The sequence below is a fragment of the Streptomyces muensis genome, from assembly GCF_021474425.1.
In the GTDB taxonomy this organism is placed as follows: Bacteria; Actinomycetota; Actinomycetes; order Streptomycetales; family Streptomycetaceae; genus Streptomyces; species Streptomyces muensis.
Genome location: NZ_JAKEIP010000036.1, coordinates 25,614 through 52,308, shown reverse-complemented (window position 1 = coordinate 52,308; position 26,695 = coordinate 25,614). Strand labels below are relative to the sequence as shown.

29 protein-coding genes are annotated in these 26,695 nt (G+C 70.9%); 8 read left to right on the top strand and 21 right to left on the bottom strand.

Annotated features, from left to right (window positions below):
* Positions 1-84: 84 nt before the first annotated feature.
* The 3 genes from L0P92_RS12650 to L0P92_RS12640 form a co-directional block, all read right to left on the bottom strand.
* Positions 85-885, bottom strand: a complete 801-nt coding sequence (locus L0P92_RS12650) for a sugar phosphate isomerase/epimerase family protein (protein ID WP_234762663.1) — start codon at positions 883-885, stop codon at positions 85-87.
* Positions 886-946: 61 nt separating this feature from the next.
* The gene (locus L0P92_RS12645; RefSeq protein WP_234762662.1) at positions 947-1,879 is read right to left on the bottom strand and encodes a bifunctional helix-turn-helix transcriptional regulator/GNAT family N-acetyltransferase; all 933 of its coding nucleotides are present in this window, start codon (positions 1,877-1,879) and stop codon (positions 947-949) included.
* A gap of 73 nt (positions 1,880-1,952) precedes the next feature.
* On the bottom strand, positions 1,953-2,552 hold the full coding sequence (locus L0P92_RS12640) for a dihydrofolate reductase family protein (RefSeq protein WP_234762661.1): 600 nt from the start codon (positions 2,550-2,552) through the stop codon (positions 1,953-1,955).
* Positions 2,553-2,970: 418 nt separating this feature from the next.
* Between L0P92_RS12640 and L0P92_RS12635 the strand changes: the two genes are divergently transcribed.
* Positions 2,971-3,765 (top strand): DUF4389 domain-containing protein, encoded by a 795-nt coding sequence (locus L0P92_RS12635; protein ID WP_234762660.1) that lies wholly within the window; start codon positions 2,971-2,973, stop codon positions 3,763-3,765.
* A gap of 301 nt (positions 3,766-4,066) precedes the next feature.
* On the opposite strand, the gene L0P92_RS12630 is transcribed toward L0P92_RS12635, so the two are convergent.
* Positions 4,067-5,113, bottom strand: coding sequence for a LacI family DNA-binding transcriptional regulator (locus L0P92_RS12630; RefSeq protein WP_234762659.1), 1,047 nt, complete (start codon positions 5,111-5,113; stop codon positions 4,067-4,069).
* A gap of 337 nt (positions 5,114-5,450) precedes the next feature.
* On the opposite strand from L0P92_RS12630, the gene L0P92_RS12625 reads away from it, so the two are divergent.
* From L0P92_RS12625 to L0P92_RS12615, 3 genes are read left to right on the top strand one after another with little or no spacing between them, the layout of a single operon-like run.
* Entirely contained in the window at positions 5,451-6,608 is a 1,158-nt protein-coding gene (locus L0P92_RS12625) for a Gfo/Idh/MocA family protein (RefSeq protein WP_234762658.1), read from the top strand.
* Positions 6,605-7,759: a dihydrodipicolinate synthase family protein gene (locus L0P92_RS12620; protein ID WP_234762657.1), complete on the top strand. Its 1,155-nt coding sequence runs from the start codon at positions 6,605-6,607 to the stop codon at positions 7,757-7,759. Before L0P92_RS12625 ends, L0P92_RS12620 begins: the two co-directional genes overlap by 4 nt.
* A gap of 38 nt (positions 7,760-7,797) precedes the next feature.
* Complete coding sequence (locus tag L0P92_RS12615; protein WP_234762667.1) at positions 7,798-8,595, top strand: sugar phosphate isomerase/epimerase family protein; 798 nt, start codon at positions 7,798-7,800, stop codon at positions 8,593-8,595.
* A gap of 15 nt (positions 8,596-8,610) precedes the next feature.
* Here L0P92_RS12615 and L0P92_RS12610 read toward each other — a convergent pair whose 3' ends face one another.
* From L0P92_RS12610 to L0P92_RS12535, 16 genes are all read right to left on the bottom strand, one after another.
* Positions 8,611-9,012 (bottom strand): gas vesicle protein K, encoded by a 402-nt coding sequence (locus tag L0P92_RS12610; RefSeq protein ID WP_234762656.1) that lies wholly within the window; start codon positions 9,010-9,012, stop codon positions 8,611-8,613.
* On the bottom strand, positions 8,996-9,265 hold the full coding sequence (locus L0P92_RS12605; RefSeq protein ID WP_234762655.1) for a gas vesicle protein: 270 nt from the start codon (positions 9,263-9,265) through the stop codon (positions 8,996-8,998). The genes L0P92_RS12610 and L0P92_RS12605 overlap by 17 nt, the downstream gene beginning before the upstream one ends.
* On the bottom strand, positions 9,262-10,065 hold the full coding sequence (locus L0P92_RS12600) for a GvpL/GvpF family gas vesicle protein (protein ID WP_234762654.1): 804 nt from the start codon (positions 10,063-10,065) through the stop codon (positions 9,262-9,264). Before L0P92_RS12600 ends, L0P92_RS12605 begins: the two co-directional genes overlap by 4 nt.
* A complete protein-coding gene (locus L0P92_RS12595; protein WP_372497247.1) occupies positions 10,062-10,616 on the bottom strand; it encodes a gas vesicle protein in 555 nt (184 codons plus the stop codon). The genes L0P92_RS12600 and L0P92_RS12595 overlap by 4 nt, the downstream gene beginning before the upstream one ends.
* Positions 10,613-11,692, bottom strand: a complete 1,080-nt coding sequence (locus L0P92_RS12590; protein ID WP_234762653.1) for an SRPBCC family protein — start codon at positions 11,690-11,692, stop codon at positions 10,613-10,615. The genes L0P92_RS12595 and L0P92_RS12590 overlap by 4 nt, the downstream gene beginning before the upstream one ends.
* On the bottom strand, positions 11,685-12,212 hold the full coding sequence (locus tag L0P92_RS12585) for an ABC transporter substrate-binding protein (protein ID WP_234762652.1): 528 nt from the start codon (positions 12,210-12,212) through the stop codon (positions 11,685-11,687). The genes L0P92_RS12590 and L0P92_RS12585 overlap by 8 nt, the downstream gene beginning before the upstream one ends.
* A 16-nt stretch (positions 12,213-12,228) precedes the next feature.
* Positions 12,229-12,513, bottom strand: coding sequence for a gas vesicle protein GvpG (locus L0P92_RS12580; RefSeq protein WP_234762651.1), 285 nt, complete (start codon positions 12,511-12,513; stop codon positions 12,229-12,231).
* Between the two features lie 24 nt (positions 12,514-12,537).
* Entirely contained in the window at positions 12,538-13,251 is a 714-nt protein-coding gene (locus L0P92_RS12575; protein ID WP_234762650.1) for a GvpL/GvpF family gas vesicle protein, read from the bottom strand.
* A gap of 8 nt (positions 13,252-13,259) precedes the next feature.
* The gene (gene gvpJ / locus L0P92_RS12570; protein ID WP_234762665.1) at positions 13,260-13,748 is read right to left on the bottom strand and encodes a gas vesicle protein GvpJ; all 489 of its coding nucleotides are present in this window, start codon (positions 13,746-13,748) and stop codon (positions 13,260-13,262) included.
* Between the two features lie 69 nt (positions 13,749-13,817).
* Positions 13,818-14,147, bottom strand: coding sequence for a gas vesicle protein GvpO (locus L0P92_RS12565; protein ID WP_217208371.1), 330 nt, complete (start codon positions 14,145-14,147; stop codon positions 13,818-13,820).
* Positions 14,148-14,207: 60 nt separating this feature from the next.
* Positions 14,208-14,594: a DUF937 domain-containing protein gene (locus tag L0P92_RS12560; protein WP_234762649.1), complete on the bottom strand. Its 387-nt coding sequence runs from the start codon at positions 14,592-14,594 to the stop codon at positions 14,208-14,210.
* 215 nt (positions 14,595-14,809) lie between these two features.
* Positions 14,810-15,199: a D-ribose pyranase gene (gene rbsD, locus L0P92_RS12555; RefSeq protein ID WP_234762648.1), complete on the bottom strand. Its 390-nt coding sequence runs from the start codon at positions 15,197-15,199 to the stop codon at positions 14,810-14,812.
* Entirely contained in the window at positions 15,196-16,098 is a 903-nt protein-coding gene (locus L0P92_RS12550) for a ribokinase (protein WP_234762647.1), read from the bottom strand. Before L0P92_RS12550 ends, rbsD begins: the two co-directional genes overlap by 4 nt.
* Before the next feature lie 145 nt (positions 16,099-16,243).
* Positions 16,244-18,199: an ABC transporter permease/substrate-binding protein gene (locus L0P92_RS12545; protein ID WP_234762646.1), complete on the bottom strand. Its 1,956-nt coding sequence runs from the start codon at positions 18,197-18,199 to the stop codon at positions 16,244-16,246.
* A complete protein-coding gene (locus L0P92_RS12540) occupies positions 18,189-19,730 on the bottom strand; it encodes a sugar ABC transporter ATP-binding protein (RefSeq protein ID WP_234762645.1) in 1,542 nt (513 codons plus the stop codon). Before L0P92_RS12540 ends, L0P92_RS12545 begins: the two co-directional genes overlap by 11 nt.
* Positions 19,727-20,764, bottom strand: coding sequence for a LacI family DNA-binding transcriptional regulator (locus L0P92_RS12535; protein ID WP_234762644.1), 1,038 nt, complete (start codon positions 20,762-20,764; stop codon positions 19,727-19,729). Before L0P92_RS12535 ends, L0P92_RS12540 begins: the two co-directional genes overlap by 4 nt.
* A 241-nt stretch (positions 20,765-21,005) precedes the next feature.
* Between L0P92_RS12535 and L0P92_RS12530 the strand changes: the two genes are divergently transcribed.
* Positions 21,006-21,371, top strand: coding sequence for a cupin domain-containing protein (locus L0P92_RS12530; protein ID WP_234762643.1), 366 nt, complete (start codon positions 21,006-21,008; stop codon positions 21,369-21,371).
* 205 nt (positions 21,372-21,576) lie between these two features.
* Here L0P92_RS12530 and L0P92_RS12525 read toward each other — a convergent pair whose 3' ends face one another.
* The gene (locus L0P92_RS12525; RefSeq protein ID WP_234762664.1) at positions 21,577-22,104 is read right to left on the bottom strand and encodes a DapH/DapD/GlmU-related protein; all 528 of its coding nucleotides are present in this window, start codon (positions 22,102-22,104) and stop codon (positions 21,577-21,579) included.
* Positions 22,105-22,382: 278 nt separating this feature from the next.
* On the opposite strand from L0P92_RS12525, the gene L0P92_RS12520 reads away from it, so the two are divergent.
* The 3 genes from L0P92_RS12520 (at position 22,383) to L0P92_RS12510 (ending at position 26,594) form a co-directional block, all read left to right on the top strand.
* Entirely contained in the window at positions 22,383-22,706 is a 324-nt protein-coding gene (locus L0P92_RS12520) for a hypothetical protein (RefSeq protein ID WP_234762642.1), read from the top strand.
* Between the two features lie 59 nt (positions 22,707-22,765).
* The gene (gene recD2, locus L0P92_RS12515) at positions 22,766-25,039 is read left to right on the top strand and encodes an SF1B family DNA helicase RecD2 (RefSeq protein WP_234762641.1); all 2,274 of its coding nucleotides are present in this window, start codon (positions 22,766-22,768) and stop codon (positions 25,037-25,039) included.
* 265 nt (positions 25,040-25,304) lie between these two features.
* The gene (locus L0P92_RS12510) at positions 25,305-26,594 is read left to right on the top strand and encodes a citrate synthase (protein ID WP_217208255.1); all 1,290 of its coding nucleotides are present in this window, start codon (positions 25,305-25,307) and stop codon (positions 26,592-26,594) included.
* Positions 26,595-26,695: the final 101 nt, after the last annotated feature.

Below are 26,695 nucleotides of genomic sequence, written 5' to 3'. Positions count from 1 at the left end.
GGCTATACGGGGGGCTTCGCGCGGGGCCACCGAATTACGGGCGCCGGGGGACCGGTCCCTCGGCGCCCACCCCGCCCCCGGTGCCTAGGCCGACTCGTTCAGCAGCCGCGACAGGTGCTCCCGGCCCGCGCCCAGCAGCCCGTCGAGCGGCGCCGCCTCCTCGTACCAGCGCTTCTCGTACTCCCAGCACAGCCAGCCGTCCCAGCCGTGCCGGGAGAGCACCTCCACGCAGTCGGCGAGCGGCAGCACCCCGGCGCCGAGCGGCAGCGGGGTCGTGTCGTCGGCGGAGGCGATGTCCTTGACCTGGACGTAGCCGAGGAACGGGGCGAGGGCGGCGTAGCTCTCCGAGGGCTGTTCGCCGCCCAGCCAGGTGTGCATGACGTCCCACAGCGAGCCGACGTGGCGGTGGCCGACCAGGCCGAGGACGCGGATCGCGTCGGCGGCGGTGCGGTGCGAGTCGTGGGTCTCCAGCAGGATCCGTACGCCCATGTCGGCGGCGTGCTCCGCGGCCGTTCCCAGCCGCCGCGCGGCGATGGTGTCCGCGCGCTGGCGGGTCTGCTCGGGGTCGGCGCCGGGGAAGACGCGGACGAAGGGCGCGCCCAGGTCGTGGGCGAGGTCGACGAGGCTGCGGATCTCCTCGATCACGGGTCCGTCGTCACCGGGCGCGGCGACCCGCGCGTACCCGGCCAGGCCCAGCAGCTCGATGCCGGCGGACTTGAACTCGGCCGCCACGTCGGCCCGTTCGGCGGGCCCGAGGCCCGGGTGGACCGGCTCCTCCGGGTGGGTGCGCAGCTCGACTCCGTGATAGCCGTGCGCGGTCGCGAGCCGCAGCACGTCGGGGAGGGGGAGACCGGGGACGCCGAGGGTGGAGAACGCCAGTTTCATGCACCCCACCTTGCCAGGGAAACGCGGACGCGCCCATCCGGCGGGCGCGCCGGCCGGGGCCTCACTCCTGCGTGCCGTGCAGATCCAGGCGCCAGTCCTGGCCGTTCAGGTCCCGGCCGAAGGAACGGTGGGGTTTCTCGGCGGCCAGGACGAAGCCGTGGCGCTGGTAGATGCGGCGGGCGGCGGCCAGGACGTCGTTGGTCCACAGGACGAGTTCGCGGTAGCCGACGCCACGGGCGAAGTCGACGACGGCCGAGACGAGCCGGTCGCCGATGCCGAGGCCGCGGGCGTCGGGCTCGACCAGCAGCAGCCGCAGCCGGGCGGTGGCGGGCGCCTCGTCCCGTACGCACATCACGCAGCCCACCGGCCGGCCGTCCAGCTCGGCGATCCACACCTGCTCCAGATGCGGGTCGTGGTCCTCCGCGAAGTCCGCGACGATCCTCGCCACCAGCCCCTCGTAGTCGGCGTTCCAGCCGTACTCGGCGGCGTACAGCGCGGCATTGCGCTGCACGATCCAGCCGAGGTCGCCGGGGCCCGGCTCGCGCAGCAGGACGTCCTCGCGGCGGGCCGGGCGGCCGTGGGACAGGATCGTACGGACGGTCGTCATCGCCTCGGCGAGGCGTGGCCGCTCGGCGGCCGGCACGGTCGACAGCAGCGAGCCGACCGATTCGTTCGCCCGCTCCTCCAGCAGCTTGCCGGTCTCCCGGCCGCGCGCGGTGAGCGTGACGCGCCGGCGCCGGGGGTCCTCCCGGGAGGCGGTGCGCTCGATGAGCCCGTCCTGCTCGAACTTGTTCAGGATCCGGCTCAAGTACCCGGCGTCCAGCGAGAGTTCGGTCCGCAGGTCGGCCGCGTCCGTACGCGGGGAGTGCGCGAGCTCGTACAGGACGCGGGACTCGGTGAGGGTGTACGGGGCGTAGAGGTGGCGGCTGTAGTCGAGGGCGCCGATGACGTTCGTGTAGAAGCGGTTGAAGGCGCGGATGTCATGGACGGTCATGATCGTGAACCTCGGATACTTGACTCAGTCAGAGATATCGTGGTTCGAGCCTAGGACGCCCGCGCCCGCACGGCTACCCCTCGGCGCCCGCCGGCCGGTACACGCACACCTGCGCCCCGGTCTTGGCGGAGGTCGTGGAGACGAGTTCCAGCGGACGCTTGCCGCCGTCGGCCGGGAAGATCGACTTGCCGCCGCCGAGCAGCACCGGCATCACGACCAGCTGGAGCTCGTCCACGAGTCCCTCCTGGATCAGAGTCCGTACGAGGGTGGGGCTCCCCATCATCGCCAGGTCCCCGCCCTCCGCGGCCCGCAGCTCACGCACCCGGGCGACCGCGTCGGCGCCGGGGATGAGGCTGGTGTTGTGCCAGGTCAGGTCGGCTTCGGTGAGGGTGCTGGAGACGACGTACTTCTTGATCGAGTTCATCCGGTCGGCAAAGGGGTCCCCGGCCCGCTCCGGCCACGCCGCCGCCATCGTCTGCCAGGTACGACGCCCGAACAGCAGCGCCTCGGCCTTCCGCATCCCCGCGTCGAAGGCCCCGCCGAGCACCTCCGCGTCGAAGTACGGATGCGACCAGCCACCGTGCGCGAAGCCGCCGTCGGTGTCCTCCTGGGGGCCGCCGGGGGCCTGGACGACGCCGTCGAGGCTGATGAACTCGGTGATCGCGATGCGCATGGGATCCGCTCCTGTGGTCCGCTCGGGCTCGGTCCGGTTCGGGCGAGCCGGTGGTTGCGGCATGGAAGACCGGGGTGGGCCCCGGAAATCATCGGTGGGTCGAGTCAAGACGCGGAACGGAGGATTCGGGAGGGGGAGAGGGCCGCCCGTCTGTCGGTCCCCTACGGGAAGTCGGGAAGTCGGCCGTCGGCGGTCGGCAGTCGGTAGTCGGGCAGGGAACGAAGGGACCTTCGCGCGGGTGGGGACGGTGGCGGCTGGTTCTGCTGGTGCTCCCACGGCCCCACGGCCCCACGGCCCCACGGCCCCAGGGCGCCCGGGTGCGCGGACCACCTCCGTTCGGGGCCCCGCAAGGGGCGGGGGCCGCCGTGTCGCCGCAGCATGGTGCTGTCAGGTGAGAACGGCACGACTGGGAGTGGCCATGGCGACAGGTTGGGATCATCGGGCCGCCACCGACCCCGGGGGCGGCGAGTGGCTGCCCGTCCTGGACATCCCCCCTGCCGCGCGGCAACGGCGCTGGACCGTCCTGCTGCGCTGGCTGCTGCTCCTGCCGCAGTTCGTGGTGGTCTGCCTGCTCTCGATCGCGGCGTTCTTCGTGACCGTCGTCGGATGGTTCGCCGCGCTGTTCATGGGCCGGCTGCCGGAGGGGATCTTCTCCTTCCTCGGCTCCGTCCTCGTCTACCGCACGCGGGTCGGAGTGAGCTCGATGCTCCTGGTCGACCGCTATCCGCCGTTCGCGTTCTCCGCACCCGACCACCCCGTGCAGATCGAACTGCGCGCCACACCGCTGAACCGGCTCGCGGTGCTGTTCCGGCTGATCCTGATGATCCCGGCGGGCATCGTCAACAACCTCGCCCAGGCGGGCTGGTTCGCGATCGGCTGGATCTTCTGGCTCATCGGCATCGTGCTGGGTCGGCTACCCGCACCGGTCTTCGCCGCCACGGCCGCCGTCGCCCGCTACCAGATGCGCTTCACCGCCTACGCCACGATGCTGACCCCCGCCTACCCCAAGCGGCTGTTCGGCGACGAGCCGGTTCCGCAGGAAGCGGTCCGCTCCGGCACCCGGCCGCTCCTCCTGGACACCGCGGCCAAGGTCCTCGTCGTCCTCTTCCTGCTGTTGGGCCTGTGCGGCCATATCGTCAGCGGCACCGTGGACTACGGCGACGACGACGAGATGAACGACCGCACGGCACCGGCGGCGGTCTCGGCACGCTGACCGGCGGCGGCGTACCTCCGGTGCGCGCAACCCCCTCGACCGGCCACCCGGCACGGGCGGCCGCGTGCTGCTTCCGTTCGCGGCGCGCGGGCGCGAGGTCTCAACAGGCCCGCGGGGCACGGAAGAAGGTTCGCGGCCGCACAAGCACGGCTCCAGATCCCTGGGGCCCTCGCAGCGCCCTGCCCCGAGCCTCAGCAGTACCCCTGTTTCCGAGCCTCAGCAGCGCCCTGCCCCGAGCCTCGGCAGTACCCCTGCCCCCGAGCCCCAGCGGCGCCCTGCCCCGAGCCTCGGCAGCGCGCCCCTACTTCCGAGGCCCCCCAGAAGACCCCCGCACCATCAGTTCCCCCCGAATCGTCGCGATCTCCCCGGGCGGCGGCTCCTCACGTCCCATCGCGATCCGCCCGGCCCGCGCCCCCGCCTCCGACAGCGGCAGTCGCACCGTCGTCAGCGAAGGCACCGCGTCGATGCTGAAGGGCAGATCGTCGAAGCCGGCGACCGAGACGTCCTCCGGGATGCGCAGCCCGGAGTCCCGCAGGGCTGCACACGCGCCCAGCGCGACGGAGTCGTTCGCGGCGACCACCGCGGTCAGGGACGGATCCCGGCGCAGCAGCTCCAGCGTGGCCTCGTAGCCGGACTGCCGGTCGTAGCGGCCGTGCACCGTCCACCCCGGGTCCTCCGTGATGCCGTGCGCCTCCAGCGCCGCGCGGTGGCCCTCCAGGCGGTGGCGGGTCGTCGTGCGCTCCTCCGGGCCCGCGATGTAGCCGAGGCGCCGGTGGCCAAGGCCGATGAGGTGCTCGGTCAGTTCACGGCCGCCGCCGCGGTTGTCGAAGGTCAGCGCGATGGCGCCGGTGTCGGGCGCGGGTGGCCGGCCGCAGAGCACGACCCGGGTCCCGGCGTCCGCCAGCTTGCGCAGCTTGGCCGCGACCGCCGCCGCGTGCGGCGCGTCCTCGACGGCGCCGCCGGTCAGCACCACCGCCGCGGCCCGCTGCCGCTGCAACAGGGTCAGATACGTCAGCTCGCGCTCCGGCGAACCCCCGGTGTTGCAGACCACCGCCAGGCGCTCACCGCCCGCCCGGCCGCCCGGCCCGCCGATCTCCGCCTGGATCGCGCTCGCCATGATCCCGAAGAAGGGGTCGGCGATGTCGTTGACCAGGATGCCGACCAGGTCGGAGGTGGCAGCGGCCAGCGCGCTCGCGGGACCGTTCAGCACGTAGTCCAGCTCGTCCACCGCCCGCAGCACCCGCTCCCGGGTGGTGGCGGCGACGGGGTAGTTCCCGTTCAGCACGCGCGACACCGTCGCGGGGGAGACCTGGGCGCGGGCCGCCACGTCCGCCAGGGTCACCGTCATCTCGTCGTCCTCCGGTCGCGCATCTCGTCGTACCACCTCGTACCGCTCACGCTCGTACTGCTCACGCTCGTAGTGCTCATGGACAGGCCTGCCTCCTCGTAGACAGCCCGTCAGCGGCCACGGTTCCGTGTATGTCGAGCAGACCTTACGGCCAAGAACCCCGGTTGTTCGTCCCCTCGAACAACTCAACCCGGTCACGGTCTTGTCCGGACCCCTGGTCAGAGGCTAGCTTCTTATCCGATAGAAAGCGCTTGCTGTGACGCTCAACAGGGTAGGGGCGTACGCGGCACGCAGAACCGCGTACGACGCTGCGTACGACGCCTACGAAGGGAATGACGTGACACGCAAGACGGTGCGTATCGCCATGAACGGTGTGACGGGGCGCATGGGCTACCGCCAGCACCTGGTCCGCTCCATCCTGGCCCTCCGTGAGCAGGGCGGTCTCGACCTCGGCGACGGCACCGTGCTGTGGCCCGAGCCGATCCTGGTCGGCCGCCGCGAGCACGCCCTCAAGGCGCTCGCCGAGCAGCACGGCCTGGACCCGGAGAACATCTCCACCGACGTGGACGCCGTCCTCGCCGACCCGACCGTCGAGATCTACTTCGACGCCCAGGTCACCTCCGCCCGCGAGGAGGCGCTCAAGAAGGCGATCGACGCCGGCAAGCACATCTACACCGAGAAGCCGACCGCGACGGGTCTCGAGGGCGCCCTGGAGCTGGCGCGCCTTGCGAACGACGCCGGCATCAAGCACGGCGTCGTCCAGGACAAGCTCTTCCTCCCCGGCCTGCTCAAGCTCAAGCGGCTCATCGACGGCGGCTTCTTCGGCCGGATCCTCTCCATCCGCGGCGAGTTCGGCTACTGGGTCTTCGAGGGCGACTGGCAGCAGGCCCAGCGCCCGTCCTGGAACTACCGTGCCGAGGACGGCGGTGGCATCGTCGTCGACATGTTCCCGCACTGGGAGTACGTGCTCCACGAGCTCTTCGGCCGGGTCAAGTCGGTGCAGGCCATCGCCACCACCCACATCCCGCAGCGCTGGGACGAGAACGACAAGCCCTACGACGCCACGGCCGACGACGCCGCCTACGGCATCTTCGAGCTCGACGGCGGCGCCATCGCCCAGATCAACTCCTCCTGGGCCGTGCGCGTCAACCGCGACGAGCTGGTCGAGTTCCAGGTGGACGGCACCGAGGGCTCCGCGGTCGCGGGTCTGCGCAACTGCCGTGTCCAGCACCGCTCCCTGACCCCCAAGCCGGTCTGGAACCCGGACATCCCGGCCACCTACTCCTTCCGCGACCAGTGGCAGGAGGTTCCGGACAACGCCGAGTTCGACAACGGCTTCAAGGCCCAGTGGGAGCTGTTCCTCAAGCACGTCTACGCCGACGCCCCCTACCACTGGGACCTCCTGGCCGGCGCCCGCGGCGTCCAGCTCGCCGAGCTGGGCCTGAAGTCCTCGGCCGAGGGCCGCCGCATCGACGTTCCGGAGATCCAGCTGTGACGATCCGACTGCCTGACTTCAAGGGCGGGGTGCGGGCCTACGAGCCGCGCACCGAGCCCCTCGCCCTCACCCCGGGCGCGCCCTTCACCTCCCGTACGGTCTACTCGGCCGCGCATGTCGTCGCCGACCCGTACGCCGACGTGTCGCCCGACGCGCCCGCCGCCGTCGACTGGGACGCCACCCTCGCCTTCCGCCGCCACCTGTGGTCCCACGGGCTCGGCGTCGCCGAGGCCATGGACACCGCCCAGCGCGGGATGGGCCTGGACTGGGCGGGCGCGGCCGAGCTGATCCGCCGCAGCGCCGCCGAGGCGAAGGCGGTCGGCGGGCTGATCGCCTGCGGCGCCGGCACCGACCAGCTCACCGGCCCGGCGTCCCTGGCCGAGGTCCGGGCGGCGTACGAGGAGCAGCTCGCGCTCGTCGAGGCGTCCGGCGCGCGGGCCATCCTGATGGCCTCCCGCGCCCTCGCGGCCGCCGCCTCGGGCCCCGAGGACTACCTGGAGGTCTACGGCCATCTGCTCCGCCAGGCCACCGAGCCGGTGGTCCTGCACTGGCTCGGCCCGATGTTCGACCCGGCGCTGGAGGGCTACTGGGGCTCGTCCGACCTGGACGCGGCCACCGACACCTTCCTGGAGGTCATCGCCGCCCACCCCGACAAGGTCGACGGCATCAAGGTCTCGCTGCTGGACGCCCAGCGGGAGATCGACATCCGCCGCCGCCTCCCGCAGGGCGTGCGCTGCTACACCGGGGACGACTTCAACTACCCCGAGCTGATCGCGGGCGACGAGCAGGGCTTCAGCCATGCCCTGCTCGGCATCTTCGACCCGCTGGGGCCGCTGGCCGCCGAGGCGGTACGGGTGCTGGACACGGGGAACGTCTCCAGCTTCCGCGAACTCCTCGACCCCACGGTCGAGTTGTCCCGCCACCTCTTTCAGACGCCCACCCGCTTCTACAAGACGGGCGTGGTCTTCCTGGCCTGGCTGGCCGGCCACCAGTCCCACTTCACCATGGTCGGCGGCCTCCAGTCGGCCCGCTCTCTGCCGCACTTCGCCCGCGCCTACGAACTCGCCGACGGCCTCGGCCTGTTCCCGGACCCGAAGCTGGCCGAGGAGCGGATGAAGAACCTGCTGAACCTGTACGGAGTGGCCCAGTGAGCGCCGAGAAGGACCTGACCCGCTTCTCCATCAACCAGATGACGGTGAAGCAGCTGAGCCTGCCCGAACTGGTCGAGGCGTGCGGCCAGTTGGGTGTGGTGAACGTCGGCCTGTGGCGCGAGCCCGTCCAGGCGTACGGCCTGGAGGCGACGGCCAAGCTGGTCCGCGACGCCGGCCTGACCGTCACCACCCTGTGCCGCGGCGGGTTCCTCACCGCGATCGACCCGGCCGAGCGGGCCGGCGCGCTCGACGACAACCGGCGCGCGGTCGACGAGGCGGCGGCACTGGGCACCGACACCCTGGTGCTGGTCTCCGGCGGTCTCCCGGCCGGATCGAAGGACCTGCACGGCGCCCGGGAGCGGATCGCGGACGCGTTGGCGGTGCTCGGCCCGTACGCCGAGGAGCGCGGGGTGAAGCTGGCGATCGAGCCGCTGCACCCGATGTTCGCCTCGGACCGCTGTGTGGTCTCCACCCTCGCCCAGGCCCTCGACCTCGCCGAGCGCTTCCCCGCCCGGCAGGTCGGCGTCACGGTCGACACGTACCACATCTGGTGGGACGACAACGCGCCCGCGCAGATCGCCCGGGCCGGCGCGAGCGGCCGTATCCACACCTTCCAACTCGCCGACTGGACCACCCCGTTGCCCGAGGGCGTCCTCAACGGCCGCGGGCAGATCGGCGACGGCTCGATCGACATGCGGGAGTGGAAGGGCTACGTCGAGGCGGCCGGATACGCCGGCGCGATCGAGGTGGAGCTGTTCAACGACCAGCTGTGGGCCCGTGACGGGCGGGAACTGCTGGCGGAGACGGCGGCGCGGTTCGTGGAACACGCGGGTTAACCCCTGGGCGCGGGCTCACGGCGGTGGGAGCAGGGTGCCCAGGGGCCCCAGGTCGAGGTTGAGGTCCTCCAGCGTGAGCCCGTAGCGGTCGCACAGTTCGGTCATGCGGTCGTTGAGGAGCATCAGGGTCAGACCCAGGCGCTCCTCCTGTTCCTCGGTCAGGTCGCCCTCGTCGACCCGGTGCAGGGCCTGGCGCTCCATCAGCTGGCGGAGCAGCTCGACGATGGTGAGGACCAGCCTGACCAGGTCGCGCTCCACGGTGTCGGGGTCGGCGCGCAGCCGGCGTGCCGCCGTCCGTCCGGCGGTCGGCGGAGCCACGTCGTCCGGCTGGGCGGGCAGCAGCGAGAACGCGCGGTGCGCGGCGTCCGCGACCTCCCGCAGCCGGTCGGGGGGCGGGCGGTCAGCCGGGGATGTCACCGTGGCCGCCGTGGTCGTACCCCGTGGGCGTCCGGTCCGGCAGGACGGGCGCCCACTGTTCGTCCAACTGCTCGCGAATGGCGATCACCACCGCGCGCAGCGAGATCCGCACCAGGTCGATGTCCGCGATGGACAGGACGACATCCCCGGTGATCACCACGCCGCCGCTCAGCAACCGGTCGAGCAGATCGACCAGCGCGACCTGGGTTCCGGCGAGCGGGCGGTCGTCGTCGTACGCGTCGTGCCCGGTCACGGCTGCCGCACCCCTTCGAGGGAGGCGGTGAAGGAGTACGGCGCCCAGGGGCCGGTGACCTCCACGCGTACGCCGGGCAGGTCGTCGGCGGCGTGCAGCATCCGGTCGCGGAACTCCCCGGCCGCGTGGCGCGGGACGAGATAGGCGTCGTTGGCGACGTTCTCGCCGGGGAGCCGGGCCAGGGTGCCCTGCTGCGGGCGGTGCCGGGCGCGCTCCATCGCCAGTCCGCGCGCCCTCAGCTCCGTGCGCCTTACAGCCTCCTCGGCGGCCCGCCAGGTCTCCTCGCGTGCCTGGCGGTGCTGCCTGCGGCGACGCAGATACGCGCGACCCGTGTCCGGTGGGTCCGACGGGCTCGGCCCGGCCGGGTCGGACGCGGCGGGGATCTCGGCGTACACCTTCACGCCCCACTCCACATGGTCATCGAACCGGTCGAGGAGCGCGGTGAAGGCGTCCTGCCGCTCGCCCAGCATCCGCTCGACCCGGCTGTCGTCGAGGTACACCGTGGCCAGCCGCAGGGGGAGGACCGTCGTGCGGGCGGCCAGCGTCTCGATGACCAGGTGGTGGGACCGGGCCGTCGACTCCAGCCAGTCGAGGTCCTCCAGCCGCGTCCTCAGCGCCGCCTCCGAGAACTCCGCCCCGGGCACCGCGCTCACCGCGGCGGCCACCGCGCCGGAGCGGACCAGGGTGACGGGCGCGTCCGCCACGCCCCTGAGGCCGGCCAGGGCCGCCCGCGCCCGTTCGGCCGCGGTGCCGGACGACCTGACCACGGCGTAGGCGTAGCTGAGGCGTTGCCCGTTCACGGCTGTCGGTCTCGGTTGCGGTCTCGGTCCCGGTCCTTCTCCCTGCCTCGGCTCCGGTCCCGGTCCTCCGCGTCGTCCTTCTTGCGCCGGGGGCGTCGCGGTTCGCCGCCGGCCTCCCGGTCCGTCGGCTCGCGGTCCGGCTCTCGGGGCCGGCGGCGGCCGGACGATCCCGACCCGCGCTCGGTCAGCTCGCCCGCCGACTCCGCCCGCTCGGCCTTCTCGACCTTGCGGCGCAGTTCCTCGACCTCGGCGCGCAGCCGCTCGTTCTGCTCCCTGAGGTCGTGCCGCCGGTCGGCGCGGGAGGAGAGCGCGGGGTCGTGCTCCCACCAGTCGATGCCGATCTCCCTGGCCTTGTCGACCGAGGCCACCAGGAGGCGGAGCTTGATGGTGAGCAGCTCGATGTCCAGCAGGTTGATCTTGATGTCGCCGACGATGACGATGCCCTTGTCGAGCACGCGTTCAAGGATGTCCGCGAGGTTCGCGCCGGAGGACTCGCCGTACGGGGACATCGCCCTCGACGGCGTGGAGCGGGTGGGGACGGGCTCGGTCACGGGGTACTCGACCTCGTTTCCCGGTCGGTGTCGTCGTCGTGGTCGTAGCGGTCGCCGGGCTCCTGGTCCTCCTCCTCGTCCAAGTCGTCGTCCTCGTACTCGTCCTCGGCGGCGTTCTCGTCCTCCTCGTCGTACTCCTCGTCCTCGGCCCGGCTCTCCTCGTCCTCCTCGACCTCCTCCGGCTCCCGGACCACCTCGCCCTCGCGGATCTCGCCGCGCCAGCCTCCGGTAGCCTCCCCGCGCATCATCACGAAGGTGCGGAAGAGCTTCAGGTCGAGCCGGGCGCGGCGGCCCTGGGCCCGCACCCAGCTGCCGACCCGCTCGACCGGCCCATGGGGGAAGTACCGCAGGACCAGCAGCACCTTGGTGAGGTTGTCGGTGAGGGGATGGAAGGTGACGACGCCCTGGGTGGTGGCCTTGTCCCCGGAGCTCGTCCAGGCGATGCGCTCGTCAGGCACCTGTTCCGTGATGGTGCTCCGGAAGTGCCGGTTGGACTTGCCGACCTTCACATGCCACCTGGCCGTGGTGTCGTCCTGTTGCTCGATGCCGACGACACCCTTGGCGAACCGGTCGAACTCCTGGAACTGCGTCCACTGGTCGTACGCCTCGCGCACGGGCACGCCCACGTCGATGTCCTCGATGATGGTGATCCCCTTGCCCATGCTGTCCGGGTCGTTGCCGGGGTCCTTGTCGTGGCTCTGCCCGGGCAGCTGCCCGGCGGCATCCTTGGCCATGTCCACCACCGCGTCCTTGGCGTGCGAAGCCGTCTCCTTCGCGTGGGACGCCGTCGAGGCCAGCGCCCCCATGCCCGACGGCAGCCGCTCGCCGAGCATCCTGCCGCCCTTGGCCACCGCGCCGGCCAGCCCACCTGGGCCGATGTGCGCCTCGCTCAGCCGGCGCGCGCCCTCGCCGAGCCGGTGGCCCATGCCCTCCAGCGCCAACTGGAGGCGGGCCTGGACGTAGTGCTCCAGTTCGTCCTTCAGCCGATCCGTACCGGGCAGCCGCTCGCCGGCCTTCGTCAGGGTCCCCGTGCCGCCGCCGCCCGAGCCGCGTCCTGTGCCTTTGCGCTCAGCCATCGTCCTGCCCCTGCCTGCGCGAGGTGGAGGTCTTCTTCGTACGGCGGGACGCCGCCTTCCGGGGCTTCGGCCGAGGCTTCTCCCGGGGTTCCTCCCCGTTCGTCTCGTCGCGTGGCTCCTCGTCAGGTCCCGTCTCGCCCTCGTCCCGGTCCTCGTCCCTGTCCTCGGCTTCGTCCTGCGCCTCGTCGTCCGCTTCCTGCTCCCGTTCCTGCTCCTGTTCCTGCTCCTGCGCCTTCTCCCGCAGTCCGGCGGTGCGCTCGTGCAGGGCGTCGGCCAGGCTGTCGGCCTTGGCGCTGAGGACGGTGGTCGCCGCCGCCTTCCCCGCGTCAGTCAGCTCGGTGCGCACCTGGTCGGTGAGGGTGTGCAGGAAGGGGGAGTCCTGGAGGGCCTTGCCGACCTGCCCGGGCTTGATCCGCGATCCGGCGAGCAGGGCGCCGAGGCCGATGGCGAGCTTCGCCTTCTTGGTCCGCCCCAGCACATAGCCGCCCAGCAGGGCGGTGCCGATCTTGGCGTTGTTCATGACCTGTCTTCTTTCCTCACCACAGCCCGGGTTCCCCGCCCTGGCCGCCCTGGCCTTCCTGTCGCAGCTGGTAGTTCCTGATCTCCTCCAGGCGGTGCAACAGCGCCTCCTCCTGCCGTGCGAACTCCTCGTCGTCGACATCGCCCTCGTCCCGCGCCCGCTCCAGGTTCACGAGCGCCTCCTGCACGGGAGCCGGGTCGTAGTACTCGTCCTCGGCGGCCTTGACCGCCTTGTCGAGCACCCAGCCGATGCCCCGCACGGGTGCGAACGGCAGCGTCAGGATCCCGGTGACCAGTCCCACGGCACCTCCCAGAGGACCCGGAGCTCAGACGAAGCTGTACGGCGGCAGGGGGCCCCGGATCCGCAACTCCACGCCCTCGCCGTAGCGTTCGGCCAGCTCCTGCCCGGCCCGGCCGAACTCCTCGGACCTGTCGTCCGTCACGAGGAAGGACGCGCTCACGAAGTACTGCTGCGACGGCGGCGCGACCTTCTCGGCCTGGGCGAGCGGCCGCAGCCCGGCGAGGACCTCCTCGGCGAGGGCGTCCTGGCGGCCCTGCACCTCCTGGGCCACCAACTGGCCGAGCGCCAGCCGTTCGTCGTACGCCCCTCCGCCCTCCAGGGTCCGCCGGTTCAGCTCGCGGGCCTGCGCGTTCTCCTCAAGGACGGCACGTACCACCGTGTCCTCGTCCAGGACGCCCTTGACGTTGAACTCCGCCCGCCCGGCCAGCTCGTCGAGACGCTGGCCGAACAGCTGCGCCCGCTCCTCCAGGACACCGCGTACGGCGTCGTCGTCGGCGGCGACGAACCCGAAGCTGAGCGGCAGGGCGGGGCCCTCGGTCCACAGCCGCTCCTGGACCTGGTGATGCGCCTCCAGGTCCCGTCGGGCCATCGACAGGTCGTCCGGGCACTCGCTGACGACCGCGCACAGGGAGCCGGCGCGCACCACGCGCAGCTCGCCCGGAGGGTCGCCGACGCCTTCGGTGTCGCTCAGGTCCAGGGGATGCGCGTCCTTGGTGATCGCGTACACATACACGGACATCGGCTCGCTCACTCCTCCCGGTCCCGTGTGGAACGGCGCTCCGAGCGGCGTTCGCCGCGCTCCCGCCGCTTCTCGCGCGCGGGCCTGCGCTCGGCGTCCTCGTCCTTGTCCTCGTCTTCCTCCTTGTCCTCGTCACCACCGCCCTTGAACGAGTCCGTGATCGCCTCGACCGCGCCCGACAGCGCGCCTTTGCTCTTGCCGTGCGCCCCGCTCTCGACGGAGCCCTCGACGATGTCGGTCAGCTGGGCCGGCGCCTTCTTGCCCGACTCCAGATCCAGCCGGTTGGCCGCCTCGGCGAAACGCAGATACGTGTCGACGCTGGCGACGACCACCCGCGCGTCGATCTTCACCAGCTCGATGCCCACCAGGGAGACCCGTACGAACGCGTCGATGACCAGGCCCCGGTCCAGGACGAGCTCCAGCACGTCGTACAGATTTCCCGAACCGCCGCCTCCTGCTGCGGCGGGCACACCACCACCGTTGCCCTGTGGCACCACCGTCACGGTGACTTCCCTTCCGGCCCGACTTCCCGGCGAAAGGGCGAGCGACCTATGGGGTGTCTTCCCCTAGCGGCCGTCCTTCCTGTCCACCTGAGCGCGGGTGTAACGACGCCCGCGCTCGTACGCCAGCAGCTTCCCCTCCGGGTCCAGAACCACTTGGTAACTGGCCATCACACTGGTCGTCTCGGGAATGCGTTCCAGTTCCACGACCTCGACATCGGCTTCCCAGCCCTGGTCCGTCGGCCTCAGCGAGGAAACCGACTCGGGAGCCCTCCCCAACAGCTCACTGAGTTGTTCGATCGCGGACCGCATCGCATCGGCGGCGGACACCCGCTCTCCGGCGGACTCCTGCCGTGATGAGGACCGAGCCTTGCGCGGCTCACGATCACTCGTGATCAATCACCCTCTCGGTGTACCCCTCATTCTTCGGACTCACACGGAGCCCACGCCACTCTGCTACTTCCCGGCCGCCCGTTTCGTGAGCACCGCCAGCACCACCGGAATCACCGTCTCCACCACCCGGGACACGGCACCCGGCGCCAGTCCCGTCCTGCGGGCCACCGCGTCCGCGACCGGCCTGGCCTCCTCGGCCAGCAGCCCGGCCATCAGGCCGCCGGTCGCGAAGCCGCCCAGCGTGGCCACGCCGGTGAGCGGGGCGTCGTGCGGCGTCGCCACGCTCTCCGCCTCGCCGGACAGCGCCGCCACCGTCGTACCGACCATCTGTCGGGCCCCTGCCTCGTCCGTGTCCAGCAGCACCGCGATATCCGCGATCCGCTCGTCGCCGAGCTCGTCGAGCACATCGTCCTGGAGGGACGTCAGGGGGTTTTCGTCCAGCTCCTGCATATCTGAAACGCTACGTCTGTCCGGATTGCAGGGCACGTCGAAAAAAATCCGCGGGGACCGTACAACCCTTCCCGTACCCGGCGGGTCGTACTTGGAGTCAGGACTCTTGGAGGGGGATCTGGGGGGATCGCGGGGGTTCTGACGGGGAGGGGAAACCCCGAGGGGCTCGGTCGACGGACCGGGCCCCTCGAAACATCAGAGGAAGACCCCGCCCATCAGAAGAAGACCCCGCACCGCAGCAGCACGTTCGCGTACGGCCGTGCCTCCCCGGTCCGCACCACCAGCCGCGCCCCGGCCGACAGCTCCTTGAGCCGCTCGTGGGTGACCAGCTCCAGTCCGGGAAACTCCCCGGCCAGCAGCGCGGCCGCCGAGGGGTTCGCCTCGTGGATCTCCCGGGCCGCCGTCGCGCCCTCCACCACCAGCTCGGCCAGCAGACCCTCCAGCACCTCGGCGAAGGACGGCACCCCGGCCCGGAAGGCCAGGTCCACGACCCGGGGCCCGGCCGGTATCGGCATGCCCGCGTCGCACACCAGCACCCCGTCGCCGTGGCCCAGCTCGGCGAGGGCGCCGGAGAGATGACGGTTCAGGATTCCGGACTTCTTCACGGCGCCTCGACCTCCGCCGCCGTCGGGAACGACTCCTGCGCGCCCTCCTTGGTGACGGCCGCCGCCCCCACCCGAGCCGCGTACGCCGCCGCCTCGGCCAGGGCCGAGCCCGTCCCGAGCTTCCAGGCCAGCGCGGCCGTGAAGGCGTCGCCGGCGCCGGTCGTGTCCACCGCGTTCACCTTCACGGACGCGACCCGCGTCACGCCCTGCGCGGACGCCACCAGCGCACCCTCCGCGCCCAGGGTCACGACCACCGAGCGAGGGCCCTTGGCGAGCAGGATCCGCGCCCAGTCCTCCGGCGTCTCGCCCACCGCGGAGTCGCCGAGGATCACCTTCGCCTCGTGCTCGTTCACGATCAGCGGGTCGCAGGCCGCCAGCACCTCGGCCGGCAGCGGGCGCGGCGGCGAGGGGTTCAGGACGAAGCGGCCGCCGTCCGCGAGGTTGCGTACGACCTCGACGACCGTCTCCAGCGGGATCTCCAGCTGGACCGACACCACCCTCGACGCCTGGAAGAGGCTCGCGGCGGCCCTCACGTCCTGCGGGGTGAGCCTTCCGTTGGCGCCCGGCGAGACCACGATGCTGTTGTCCCCTGACGGGTCCACCGTGATCAGCGCGACGCCGGTCGGTGCGCCGCCGACCAGGACACCGACCGTGTCGACGCCGGCCGCCCGCTGCGAGTCGAGCAGCAGCCTGCCGTACGCGTCGTCGCCGACCCGGGCCAGCAGGGCCGTACGCGCACCGAGCCGGGCGGCCGCGACCGCCTGGTTGGCGCCCTTGCCGCCCGGGTGGACGGCCAGATCGGAGCCGAGCACGGTCTCGCCGGCCCCCGGCCGACGCTCGACGCCGATCACCAGGTCGGCGTTGGCCGACCCTACGACCAGGAGGTCGTAGTCGTACATGAGTTGCTCCCCTGATAGGTCCCCGTGGTGGGCCGAGGCGGGCGGCCCCGTGCCTCTGCAACGACCGCCCGCCCGCTCACCGTTCCCCGATGTCGGCCGACGTCAGCGGACATCAGCCGATATCGACTGATGTCAGCCGCTGATGTCAGCCGCCGAAGCCGGCCACGTTCTCCTTCGTGACCACCTTCACCGGCACCTTGACGGTCTCGGCGACCTCCTTGCCCTCGGCCGCCCGCACCGCGTTGTCCACGGCGATCTTCCCGAGCTGCTTGGGCTGCTGGGCGACGGAGGCGTACAGCGTGCCCGCCTCGACCGCCTTCAGGCCGTCCGGGGTGCCGTCGAAGCCGACGACCTGGACGTCCTTCCCGGCCCGGTCGCCGAGCGCCTTGATCGCGCCGAGCGCCATCTCGTCGTTCTCGGCGAAGACGCCGTCGATGTCCGGGTGGGCCTGGAGGAGGTTGGTCATGACGTCCAGGCCCTTGGTGCGGTCGAAGTCGGCGGGCTGCTTGGCGACGACCTTGATCCCCGGGTAGTCCTTCAGGCCCTCGGCGAAGCCGGCGCCGCGCTCACGGCTGGCGGACGTGCCGGCCTGGCCCTGGAGGATCACGATGGTGCCCTCGCCGCCCAGCTTCTCGGCGAGCGCCTTGGCGCCCAGCGCACCGCCCTCGACGTTGTCGGAGGCGACCAGCGCCGCCGTGTCGGCCTTGTTCACGCCCCGGTCGACGCCCACGACGGGGATGTCGGCCTTGTTCGCGGCCCGTACCGAGGGGCCCGCCGCGTCCGAGTCCACCGGGTTGACGACGATCGAGTCGACGCCCTCGGAGGTGAAGTTCTGCAGCTGGTTGGCCTGCTGGGAGGCGTCGTTCTGCGCGTCGGTGACCGTCAGGTCCACGCCCAGCTTCTTCGCCTCCGCCTCGGCACCGGCCCGGATCTGCACGAAGAACGGGTTGTTGAGCGTCGACAGCGACAGGCCGACCTTCTGCGTCGTCGTCGCCGACGAGCCGCCGTGCAGCAGGGAGGTGGCGCCCACGATCGCCGCCGCGACCACGGCCGCGAGCACATACGTCGCCGCCTGCTTGCCCCGGCTGCCCGGCGAGCCGGTTCCGGCCGCCGCCGGGGTGGCCCCGGCCTTGCGCCGCACCGTGTCCAGCAGGACGGCCAGCGCGATGACGACACCGATGACGACCTGCTGCCAGAAGGCGGACACCGAAAGGAGGTTGAGGCCGTTGCGCAGCACCGCGAGGATCAGCGCGCCGATCAGCGTGCCGGACGCCTTGCCCGTGCCGCCGGCCAGCGAGGCGCCGCCGATGACGACCGCCGCGATGGCGTCGAGCTCGTAGCCCTGCGCGGCCTGCGGCTGCGCGGAGGACAGCCGGGCGGCGAGCACGATGCCCGCCGCGGCGGCGAACAGCCCGGAGAAGGCGTAGATCGCGAGCTTCTGCTTCTTCACCCGCAGCCCGGAGAGCCGGGCCGCCTCCTCGTTGCCGCCGATCGCGTACATCGAACGGCCGATGTACGTACGTCCCAGCACGAACGCCGTGATCAGACCCATGGCGACCATCACGAGCACCGGCACCGGCAGCCAGCCGCCGAGGGTGTCGCCGAGATGCGAGACCGAGTCGGGGAAGGCGATGGGCGAGCCCTGCGAGATCACCAGCGACAGACCGCGGGCCACCGACAGCATCGCCAGCGTCGCGATGAACGGCGGCAGCTTCCCGTACGAGATCAGGATGCCGTTGACCAGGCCGCACGCTATGCCGGTCGCGACGGCGAGGACGACCGCGAGGACGACCGGGATGCCCTGCGAGGTGGCGCTCCAGGCCAGCACGGTGGCCGACAGGGCGGCGACCGAGCCGACCGACAGGTCGATGCCCGCGGAGACGATCACGAAGGTCACGCCGAACGCGAGGATGGCGGTCACGGCCGCCTGGACGCCGACGTTGAGCAGGTTGTCCGCCGTCAGGAAGTCGCCGGACAGCGCCGACATCGCGATGACGAGGACGATCAGCGCGGTCAGCGCGCCGTTGTCGAGAAGGAGGCGGCGCAGGCCGCCCGGGGCGCCACTCGCGCCCGCCGGGCTCTTGAGCGTGTCAGTGGCCACGGGGGGCCTCCGTTCCGGTCTTGTCGGTGGTGGGGTCGGTGGTGGGGTTGCTGACGGCGAGCGCCATCACGGAGTCCTGGGTGGCCTCGTCGGCGGAGAGCTCGCCGGCGATCCGGCCCTGCGCCATCACCAGCACCCGGTCGCTCATGCCGAGGACCTCGGGCAGATCGCTGGAGATCATCAGTACGGCGGCGCCCGCGGCCGTGAGTTCGTTGATGAGCTGGTAGATCTCGACCTTGGCGCCGACGTCGATGCCGCGCGTGGGCTCGTCGAGGATCAGCACCTTGGTGTCGGCGAGCAGCCACTTGCCGATGACGACCTTCTGCTGGTTGCCGCCGGACAGCGTGCGCACATGCTGGCCGAGACCCGCCATCCGCACGCCGAGCTGCCCCGCGATCCGCGCGGCCGCCTCCCGCTGCCCCTTGAGATCGACGAGCCCCGCGCGGGTGGCCGAACGCAGCGTCACCAGACCGAGGTTCTCCTCGACGGACGCGTCCAGCACCAGGCCCTGGCCCTTGCGGTCCTCCGGGATCAGCCCGATGCCCGCGGTCATCGCCGCGTTGACGTCGTACTTGGGAAGGGCGGAACCGCCGACCTTCACGGCCCCCTTGTCGTACGGATCCGCCCCGAACACCGCCCGCACGACCTCGGTACGCCCGGCGCCGACCAGACCCGCGACACCGACCACCTCACCGGCGTGCACCTCGAAGCTGACGTCGTGGAAGACACCGTCGCGGGTCAGCCCCTCGACGGACAGCAACGCCGCGCCGCGGTCGGCCCGTTCGCGCGGGTACTGCTGCTCGATGGAGCGCCCCACCATGAGCCGTACGAGCTCGTCCTCGGGCGTGGAGGCGGGGACCTGCCCGACGCTCTTGCCGTCCCGGATGACCGTGACCCGGTCGCCCAGGGCGGCGATCTCCTCCAGGTGATGCGTGATGAAGACGATCCCGACGCCGTCCTCGCGCAGCTTGCGCACGATCGCGAAGAGCTTGTCGACCTCCTCCGAGGTGAGCACGGCGGTCGGCTCGTCCATGATCAGCACGCGCGCGTTCAGGCTGAGCGCCTTCGCGATCTCGACCATCTGCAGGCGTGCGATGCCGAGTTCCCGCACGCGCGCGTGTGGCGACACGTTCACGCCCACGCGCGCGAGGAGCACCTCGGCGTCGGCCTCCATCCTCTTCCGGTCGATCATCCCCAGGCGGCGCGGCTGGCGCCCCAGGAAGATGTTCTCGGCGACCGTCAGATCGGGAACGAGGTTGAACTCCTGGTAGATCGTGGCGATCCCGAGGCGCTCGGAGTCCTGCGCACCGTGGATGCGCACCTCCTTGCCGCCGGCCAGGATCCGTCCGGCGTCGGGCGTGTAGGCGCCGGAGAGCATCTTGATGAGGGTGCTCTTGCCCGCGCCGTTCTCACCGAGGAGGACGTGCACCTCGCCCCGGCGCAGCTCGAAGTCGACGCCGTCCAGCGCGACCACGCCCGGGAAGGTCTTCCGTATGCCCTCGATGCGCAGCAACTCGTCCGCGTTGCTCACGACTGGCTCCTGTTCGTTACGGGGGACGGCTCCGGTGAAGCCGGTGGTTCGCCGCAGGAGCGGCGTACGACGAGACGGGCGGGGAGGGTGACGGACTCGCCGGCCCGTCCCTCGATGCGGTCGACCAGGGCCCGTACGGCGGCCCGGCCCAGCTCGCCCGTGGGCTGGGCGATGGCGGTGACCGGCGGATCGGTGTGCACGAACCACCGGATGTCGTCGAACGCGGCCAGTGCGAGGTCGTCCGGTACGCGCAGCCCACGCGCGCGTACGGCGTCCAGCGCGCCGAGCGCCATCAGGTTGTCGGCCGCGAAGACGACCTCGGGCGGCTCGGGAAGGTCGAGGAAGCCCTCGGTGACCCGGCGTCCGCTCTCGGCCTGGAAGTCGCCCTGCCCTATGTAGGCGTCGGGGAGTTCGAGTCCGTGGGCGCCGAGCGCCTCCCGGAAGGCCTCGACCCGCTCCCGTCCGGTGGTGGTCGCCGCGGGGCCCGCGATGATGGCGAGCCTGCGATGCCCCAGCCCGTGCAGATGCGCCACGAGGTCCCGTACGGCACCCCGCCCGTCCGCCCGCACCACCGGCACGTCCACGCCCGGGATCCACCGGTCCACGAAGACCATCGGCGTCCCCGCGCGCGCGGCGTCCAGCATCAGCGGCGAGCCGCCGTCGGTGGGGGAGACGAGGAGTCCGTCGATACGGCGGTCCAGCAGGTTCCGTACGTGGTGGTCCTGAAGATCCGGTCGCTCGTCGGCGTTGCCGATGATGACGCTGTAGCCGAGCGCGCGGGCCTCCTCCTCGACGGAGCGGGCCAGCTCGGTGAAGTAGGGGTTCATCACGTCGCTGATGACCAGGCCGAGGGTGTGGGTCTGGTCGGTGCGCAGGGAGCGGGCGACGGCGTTCGGGCGGTAGCCCAGGGCCTCGACGGCGGCCAGCACGCGTGCGCGTGCCTCGGCGCTGACGGACGGGTGGTCGTTCAGGACGCGCGAGACCGTGGCGACGGAGACGCCCGCCTCGGCAGCGACGTCCTTGATGCTCGCCATCGCCGCTCCACCTCCTTGTGGATCGTTCAGGGAGCCGATGACCGATCCTCGTGGAATCGATTACATCGACGTGTTACGGAGGATTGGAATCGATTACACGGAGGTTAATCAACCCCTCGACCACATCCCGAGACCGGATCGTGATGTCGCGACGCGATCCCGAATCGGGTCCACGCTGGAAGTGCAGGGGGTCGTTCCTCGAGGCAGTGCCCGCGTCCCCGTGGGCCGGAGCGGAGGAGTCATGACGGCAGCGACGCGCGACGACGTACCCGTCGTCCTGGGCGGCGACGGAGTGGAGGTACGCACCGAGCCCATCGGCGGCGGCATGTCCGTCGGCTACATCAGCCTCCCCGAGGGCACGGACATGGGCCCCGCCCTCAAGGGCCTGGAAGGCGACGCCTGCCAGTGCCCGCACTGGGGCTACCTGCTGAAGGGCCGGCTGCGGATGCTGACGGCCGAGGGCGAGGAGTACTACGAGGCGGGCCAGGCGTACTACTGGGGGCCCGGCCATGTCCCGGTGGCCCTGGAGGACTGCGAGTTCGTGGAGTTCTCGCCGACGGAGGACTTCCAGGCGGTGATCGACCACGTGATGTCGCAGGCGGGGTGAGGGGCCAGGCCTGTCCGGGGCGTCGGACGCCCCGGCATCGGTCGCATCTCAGACGCTGGGCGTCCTCGACGGCACCCCGTTCGCGTTCGGGACCGGGACGTCCATCCCTTGTCGGGGGCATCGCCGCCCTGGGAGCTGCCCGCACAGTCCTCGTCGACGCCGGGCGGCACCGCCGGTCGACCGGTGGTGCCGCCGCAGTGCCGGCTCAGTCGATCGTCTTGATCACCCGGGCGGGCACTCCCGCGACCAGGGTGCCGGCGGGAACGTCGCGAGTGACCACCGCGCCTGCGGCGACCACCGCACCGGCACCGATGGTGACTCCCTGCGTGATCACGGCAGCCGTCCCGATCCAGACGTGGTCTTCGATGGCGATCGGGGCGAAGGAGAGGTACTCGCGGCGCTCGGCCAGGGGCAGTGGATGGCCTCCTGTGATGAGGCTGACCTTCGGGGCGATCATGACGCCGTTGCCGATACGGATGCCTCCCTTGTCCATGAAGGTGCATCCCTGGTTGACGAAGACGTTCTCCCCGAACGTCGTGTTCAGCCCGTACTCGGTGAAGAACGGCGGGTAGATCGTCACCGACTCCGGCAGCGGGCCACCGAACACAACGGAAAGTAGTTCCGCGCGGCCTTCGCCGTCGCTGAACGGAAGCACGTTCAGCCGCGACGTCGCATCGGTCACCTCCACGATCCGCTCCGCATGACGCGCGAACTCAGGCGTCCGGACATACATGACCTGCTCTGTGCGCGTAGACATGCGCAGATCCCACCACCGCGCGGAACACTCGATCAAACAACCCTGCACCACACCAGACACAACCAACGGTTGTGCAAGGAGGGTGGAAGCGTGGAGGCCCGGCACGCGCAATCTCTACTCGTAGGGGACATCGACCGACCTCATGCGCGGAGCGCTCGTGAAATTCCGTCAGGTCGTCGGTGGGCGCAGGCTAGGCTGCCTCCGGTCGTTTGCGGGTGGCATGCCCGCGCCAATCGAACGGGGAGATACAGACAATGCGCGCAGCCCGGATGCTCGGTGCCACCATGGGGGCCGCGGCCCTGGTCGGGACCTCGTTCGTCGTCGCGGGTCCGGCGGCGGCGGCCGGTTGTACGGCGAAGGCCCTGGAGACCGTGATCATCCGATCCACGACGAGCACCAGCGGCACGGCGCTCGCCCAGCTCAACAAGGGCGAGAGCGCGCCGGCGTCCTGCACGATGTACTACGGCAGCTCCTCGTACGAGAAGTGCGGCATCGTCAGCAAGCGCTGGGTGAAGGTCACCAGGAGCGGCGTCACCGGCTACGTGGTCGGGACCTGCGTGCTCACGAACCAGACCTGATCCCGCCTCCCGGCACCGACGAGCGACCCGTTGTCGGTGCCGGGCGGTAGCGTCGGATCATGTCCAATCAGGCGGGGAGCCAGACGGGGAGCCAGACACAGAGCGGCGAGCGGCGACTCGCCGTGCTCGAAGGCGTCCTGGAGCGGATCACCTACGCCAACGAGGAGAACGGCTACACGGTCGCCCGGGTCGACACCGGCAGAGGAGCGGGCGACCTCCTCACGGTCGTCGGCGCGCTGCTCGGCGCCCAGGTCGGCGAGTCCCTGCGGATGGAGGGCCGTTGGGGCTCCCACCCGCAGTACGGCAAGCAGTTCACGGTGGAGAACTACACCACCGTCCTCCCGGCCACCGTCCAGGGCATCCGCCGCTATCTCGGCTCCGGCCTGGTCAAGGGCATCGGCCCGGTCTTCGCCGACCGCATCACCCAGCACTTCGGCCTGGACACCCTGACGGTCATCGAGGAGGAGCCCAAGCGGCTCATCGAGGTCCCCGGCCTCGGCCCCAAGCGCACCAAGAAGATCGCCGACGCCTGGGAGGAGCAGAAGGCGATCAAGGAGGTCATGCTCTTCCTCCAGACGGTCGAGGTGTCCACCTCCATCGCCGTGCGCATCTACAAGAAGTACGGCGACGCCTCGATCTCCGTGGTGAAGAACCAGCCGTACCGGCTGGCGGCCGACGTCTGGGGCATCGGCTTCCTCACCGCCGACAAGATCGCCCAGTCCGTCGGCATCCCGCACGATAGCCCGGAGCGCGTGAAGGCGGGCCTGCAGTACGCGCTGTCGCAGGCCACCGACCAGGGCAACTGCTACCTCCCCGAGGAACAGCTGATCGCCGACGCGGTCAAGCTCCTCCAGGTCGACACAGGGCTCGTCATCGAGTGCCTCGCGGAGCTCGCCCAGGTCCCCGAGGACGGCGGCGACCCCGGTGTCGTACGGGAGAAGGTCCCCGGCCCCGACGGCGGTTCGGAACCGGTGACGGCCGTCTACCTCGTCCCCTTCCACCGGGCCGAACTCGCCCTGTCCGCTCAGCTGTTGCGCCTCCTGCGCACCGACGAGGACCGGATGCCGGGCTTCCGTGACGTGGCCTGGGACAAGGCGCTGGGCTGGCTCAAGGGCCGTACGGGCGTCGACCTGGCCCCCGAGCAGGAGGCCGCGGTCAAGCTCGCGTTGACGCAGAAGGTCGCCGTCCTCACCGGCGGCCCCGGCTGCGGCAAGTCCTTCACCGTCCGCTCGATCGTGGAGCTGGCCCGCGCGAAGAAGGCCAGGGTCGTGCTGGCCGCCCCCACCGGCCGCGCCGCCAAACGCCTCGCCGAGCTGACCGGGGCCGAGGCCTCCACCGTCCACCGGCTCCTGGAGCTCAAGCCCGGCGGCGACGCGGCGTACGACAGGGACCGCCCGCTCCAGGCCGACCTGGTGGTGGTCGACGAGGCGTCCATGCTGGACCTGCTGCTCGCCAACAAGCTGGTCAAGGCCGTACCGCCGGGTGCTCATCTGCTCTTCGTCGGGGACGTGGACCAGCTGCCGAGCGTCGGCGCGGGGGAGGTGCTCAGGGACCTGCTCGCCCCCGACAGCCCGATCCCCGCGGTCCGCCTCACCCGCGTGTTCCGCCAGGCCCAGCAGTCCGGCGTGGTGACCAACGCGCACCGGATCAACGCCGGGCAGCACCCCGTCACCGACGGCATGAAGGACTTCTTCCTCTTCGTAGAGGACGACACGGAGGCGGCCGGCCGGCTCACCGTGGATGTGGCGGCCCGGCGCATTCCGGCCAAGTTCGGCCTCGACCCGCGCCGGGACGTCCAGGTGCTGGCCCCCATGCACCGCGGCCCGGCCGGCGCGGGCACGTTGAACGGGCTGCTCCAGCAGGCCGTCACCCCCGGGCGGCCCGACCTGGCGGAGAAGAGGTTCGGTGGCCGGGTGTTCCGCGTCGGCGACAAGGTCACCCAGATTCGCAACAATTACGACAAGGGGAAGAACGGCGTCTTCAACGGCACCGTGGGCGTGGTCACCTCGCTCGACCCGGTCGACCAGCGCCTGACCGTACTGACGGACGAGGACGAGGAGGTTCCGTACGACTTCGACGAACTGGACGAACTGGCGCACGCGTACGCGGTGACCATCCACCGTTCACAGGGAAGTGAATATCCCGCAGTGGTGATCCCCGTCACGACCGGTGCATGGATGATGCTGCAGCGCAACCTGCTGTACACCGCGGTGACCCGGGCCAGGCAACTGGTCGTTCTCGTGGGGTCGCGCAAGGCGATCGGCCAGGCGGTGCGCACGGTGTCGGCCGGGCGGCGCTGCACGGCGCTCGACTTCCGTCTCGCCGGTCTCTGATCTTCTTCCGGGGGTCGTCGGAGGTCACCCTTCTGACCTGGCGCTTCGTGAGGCATCGAAAAAAATGATCGATCAAACGAGTCGTGAAGGTCACAGAGCACTTCCGGATAGGGAAAACACGGGGCAGGATGACAAGTTGGCGGCACTCAGTGCCGCCAATAGGCCCAATGGTCGACCCCGAGTGCACTCTCCTGAGCCGAATGGGGGAGGGTAGAGACAGTCAGGGCAACCTCGAAGATGAGGCACAACGTCGGTGAGGGAAGACGTGAGCGACAACTCTGTAGTACTGCGGTACGGCGACGGCGAGTACACCTACCCGGTGATTGACAGCACCGTCGGCGACAAGGGCTTCGACATCGGCAAGCTCCGCGCCCAGACCGGTCTGGTGACGCTGGACAGCGGTTACGGCAACACCGCCGCCTATAAATCCGCCGTCACCTACCTCGACGGCGAGGCGGGCATCCTGCGCTACCGCGGCTACCCGATCGAGCAGCTGGCCGAGCGCTCCACCTTCCTGGAGGTGGCCTACCTGCTGATCAACGGTGAGCTGCCCACCGTCGACGAGCTCTCGACCTTCAAGAACGACATCACGCAGCACACCCTGCTGCACGAGGACGTCAAGAACTTCTACAAGGGCTTCCCGCGCGACGCCCACCCGATGGCCATGCTGTCCTCGGTCGTCTCCGCGCTGTCCACGTTCTACCAGGACAGCCACAACCCGTTCGACGAGACGCAGCGCAACCTCTCGACGATCCGGCTGCTCGCCAAGCTTCCGACGATCGCGGCGTACGCGTACAAGAAGTCGATCGGCCACCCGTTCGTCTACCCGCGCAACGACCTCGGCTACGTCGAGAACTTCCTGCGGATGACCTTCTCGGTGCCGGCCCAGGAGTTCGAGCTCGACCCGGTCGTCGTCTCCGCCCTGGACAAGCTGCTGATCCTGCACGCGGACCACGAGCAGAACTGTTCGACGTCGACGGTCCGCCTCGTCGGCTCGTCGCAGGCCAACATGTTCGCGTCGATCTCGGCCGGCATCTCCGCCCTCTGGGGCCCGCTGCACGGCGGCGCCAACCAGTCCGTGCTGGAGATGCTGGAAGGCATCCAGGCCAACGGCGGCGACGTCGACTCCTTCATCAACAAGGTGAAGAACAAGGAGGACGGCGTCCGCCTGATGGGCTTCGGCCACCGGGTGTACAAGTCCTTCGACCCGCGTGCGAAGATCATCAAGGCGGCGGCGCACGATGTCCTCTCCGCCCTCGGCAAGTCCGACGAGCTGCTGGACATCGCCCTGAAGCTGGAGGAGCACGCGCTCTCCGACGAGTACTTCGTCTCGCGCAACCTCTACCCGAACGTCGACTTCTACACCGGCCTGATCTACCGCGCCATGGGCTTCCCGACCGAGATGTTCACGGTCCTCTTCGCCCTCGGCCGCCTCCCGGGCTGGATCGCCCAGTGGCACGAGATGATCAAGGAGCCGGGCTCCCGCATCGGCCGCCCGCGCCAGATCTACACGGGCGTGGTGGAGCGCGACTTCGTTCCTGTCGAGCAGCGCTAGACGCTCCGCTGGGGGCGCGTGAGGGGGTTGTCGGTCGGCTGCGGGTTCGTCGTGGCCGGTCGCGCCCCCGCGGCGGAGCCGCATATGTCACCGCCCCGCGC

Excerpts from the sequence above, each read along its gene's own strand:
- L0P92_RS12640 (WP_234762661.1), bottom strand. The coding sequence starts at position 2,552 with ATGCGCATCGCGATCACCGAGTTCATCAGCCTCGACGGCGTCGTCCAG.
- L0P92_RS12550 (WP_234762647.1), bottom strand. The coding sequence starts at position 16,098 with ATGTACGACTACGACCTCCTGGTCGTAGGGTCGGCCAACGCCGACCTG.
- L0P92_RS12645 (WP_234762662.1), bottom strand. The coding sequence starts at position 1,879 with ATGACCGTCCATGACATCCGCGCCTTCAACCGCTTCTACACGAACGTC.
- L0P92_RS12590 (WP_234762653.1), bottom strand. The coding sequence starts at position 11,692 with ATGGCTGAGCGCAAAGGCACAGGACGCGGCTCGGGCGGCGGCGGCACG.
- L0P92_RS12635 (WP_234762660.1), top strand. The coding sequence starts at position 2,971 with ATGGCGACAGGTTGGGATCATCGGGCCGCCACCGACCCCGGGGGCGGC.
- L0P92_RS12575 (WP_234762650.1), bottom strand. The coding sequence starts at position 13,251 with ATGTCCGTGTATGTGTACGCGATCACCAAGGACGCGCATCCCCTGGAC.
- L0P92_RS12560 (WP_234762649.1), bottom strand. The coding sequence starts at position 14,594 with ATGCAGGAGCTGGACGAAAACCCCCTGACGTCCCTCCAGGACGATGTG.
- L0P92_RS12650 (WP_234762663.1), bottom strand. The coding sequence starts at position 885 with ATGAAACTGGCGTTCTCCACCCTCGGCGTCCCCGGTCTCCCCCTCCCC.
- L0P92_RS12585 (WP_234762652.1), bottom strand. The coding sequence starts at position 12,212 with ATGAACAACGCCAAGATCGGCACCGCCCTGCTGGGCGGCTATGTGCTG.
- L0P92_RS12520 (WP_234762642.1), top strand. The coding sequence starts at position 22,383 with ATGCGCGCAGCCCGGATGCTCGGTGCCACCATGGGGGCCGCGGCCCTG.
- L0P92_RS12535 (WP_234762644.1), bottom strand. The coding sequence starts at position 20,764 with ATGGCGAGCATCAAGGACGTCGCTGCCGAGGCGGGCGTCTCCGTCGCC.
- L0P92_RS12630 (WP_234762659.1), bottom strand. The coding sequence starts at position 5,113 with ATGACGGTGACCCTGGCGGACGTGGCGGCCCGCGCCCAGGTCTCCCCC.
- L0P92_RS12525 (WP_234762664.1), bottom strand. The coding sequence starts at position 22,104 with ATGTATGTCCGGACGCCTGAGTTCGCGCGTCATGCGGAGCGGATCGTG.
- L0P92_RS12615 (WP_234762667.1), top strand. The coding sequence starts at position 7,798 with ATGACGGTGAAGCAGCTGAGCCTGCCCGAACTGGTCGAGGCGTGCGGC.
- recD2 (WP_234762641.1), top strand. The coding sequence starts at position 22,766 with ATGTCCAATCAGGCGGGGAGCCAGACGGGGAGCCAGACACAGAGCGGC.
- L0P92_RS12530 (WP_234762643.1), top strand. The coding sequence starts at position 21,006 with ATGACGGCAGCGACGCGCGACGACGTACCCGTCGTCCTGGGCGGCGAC.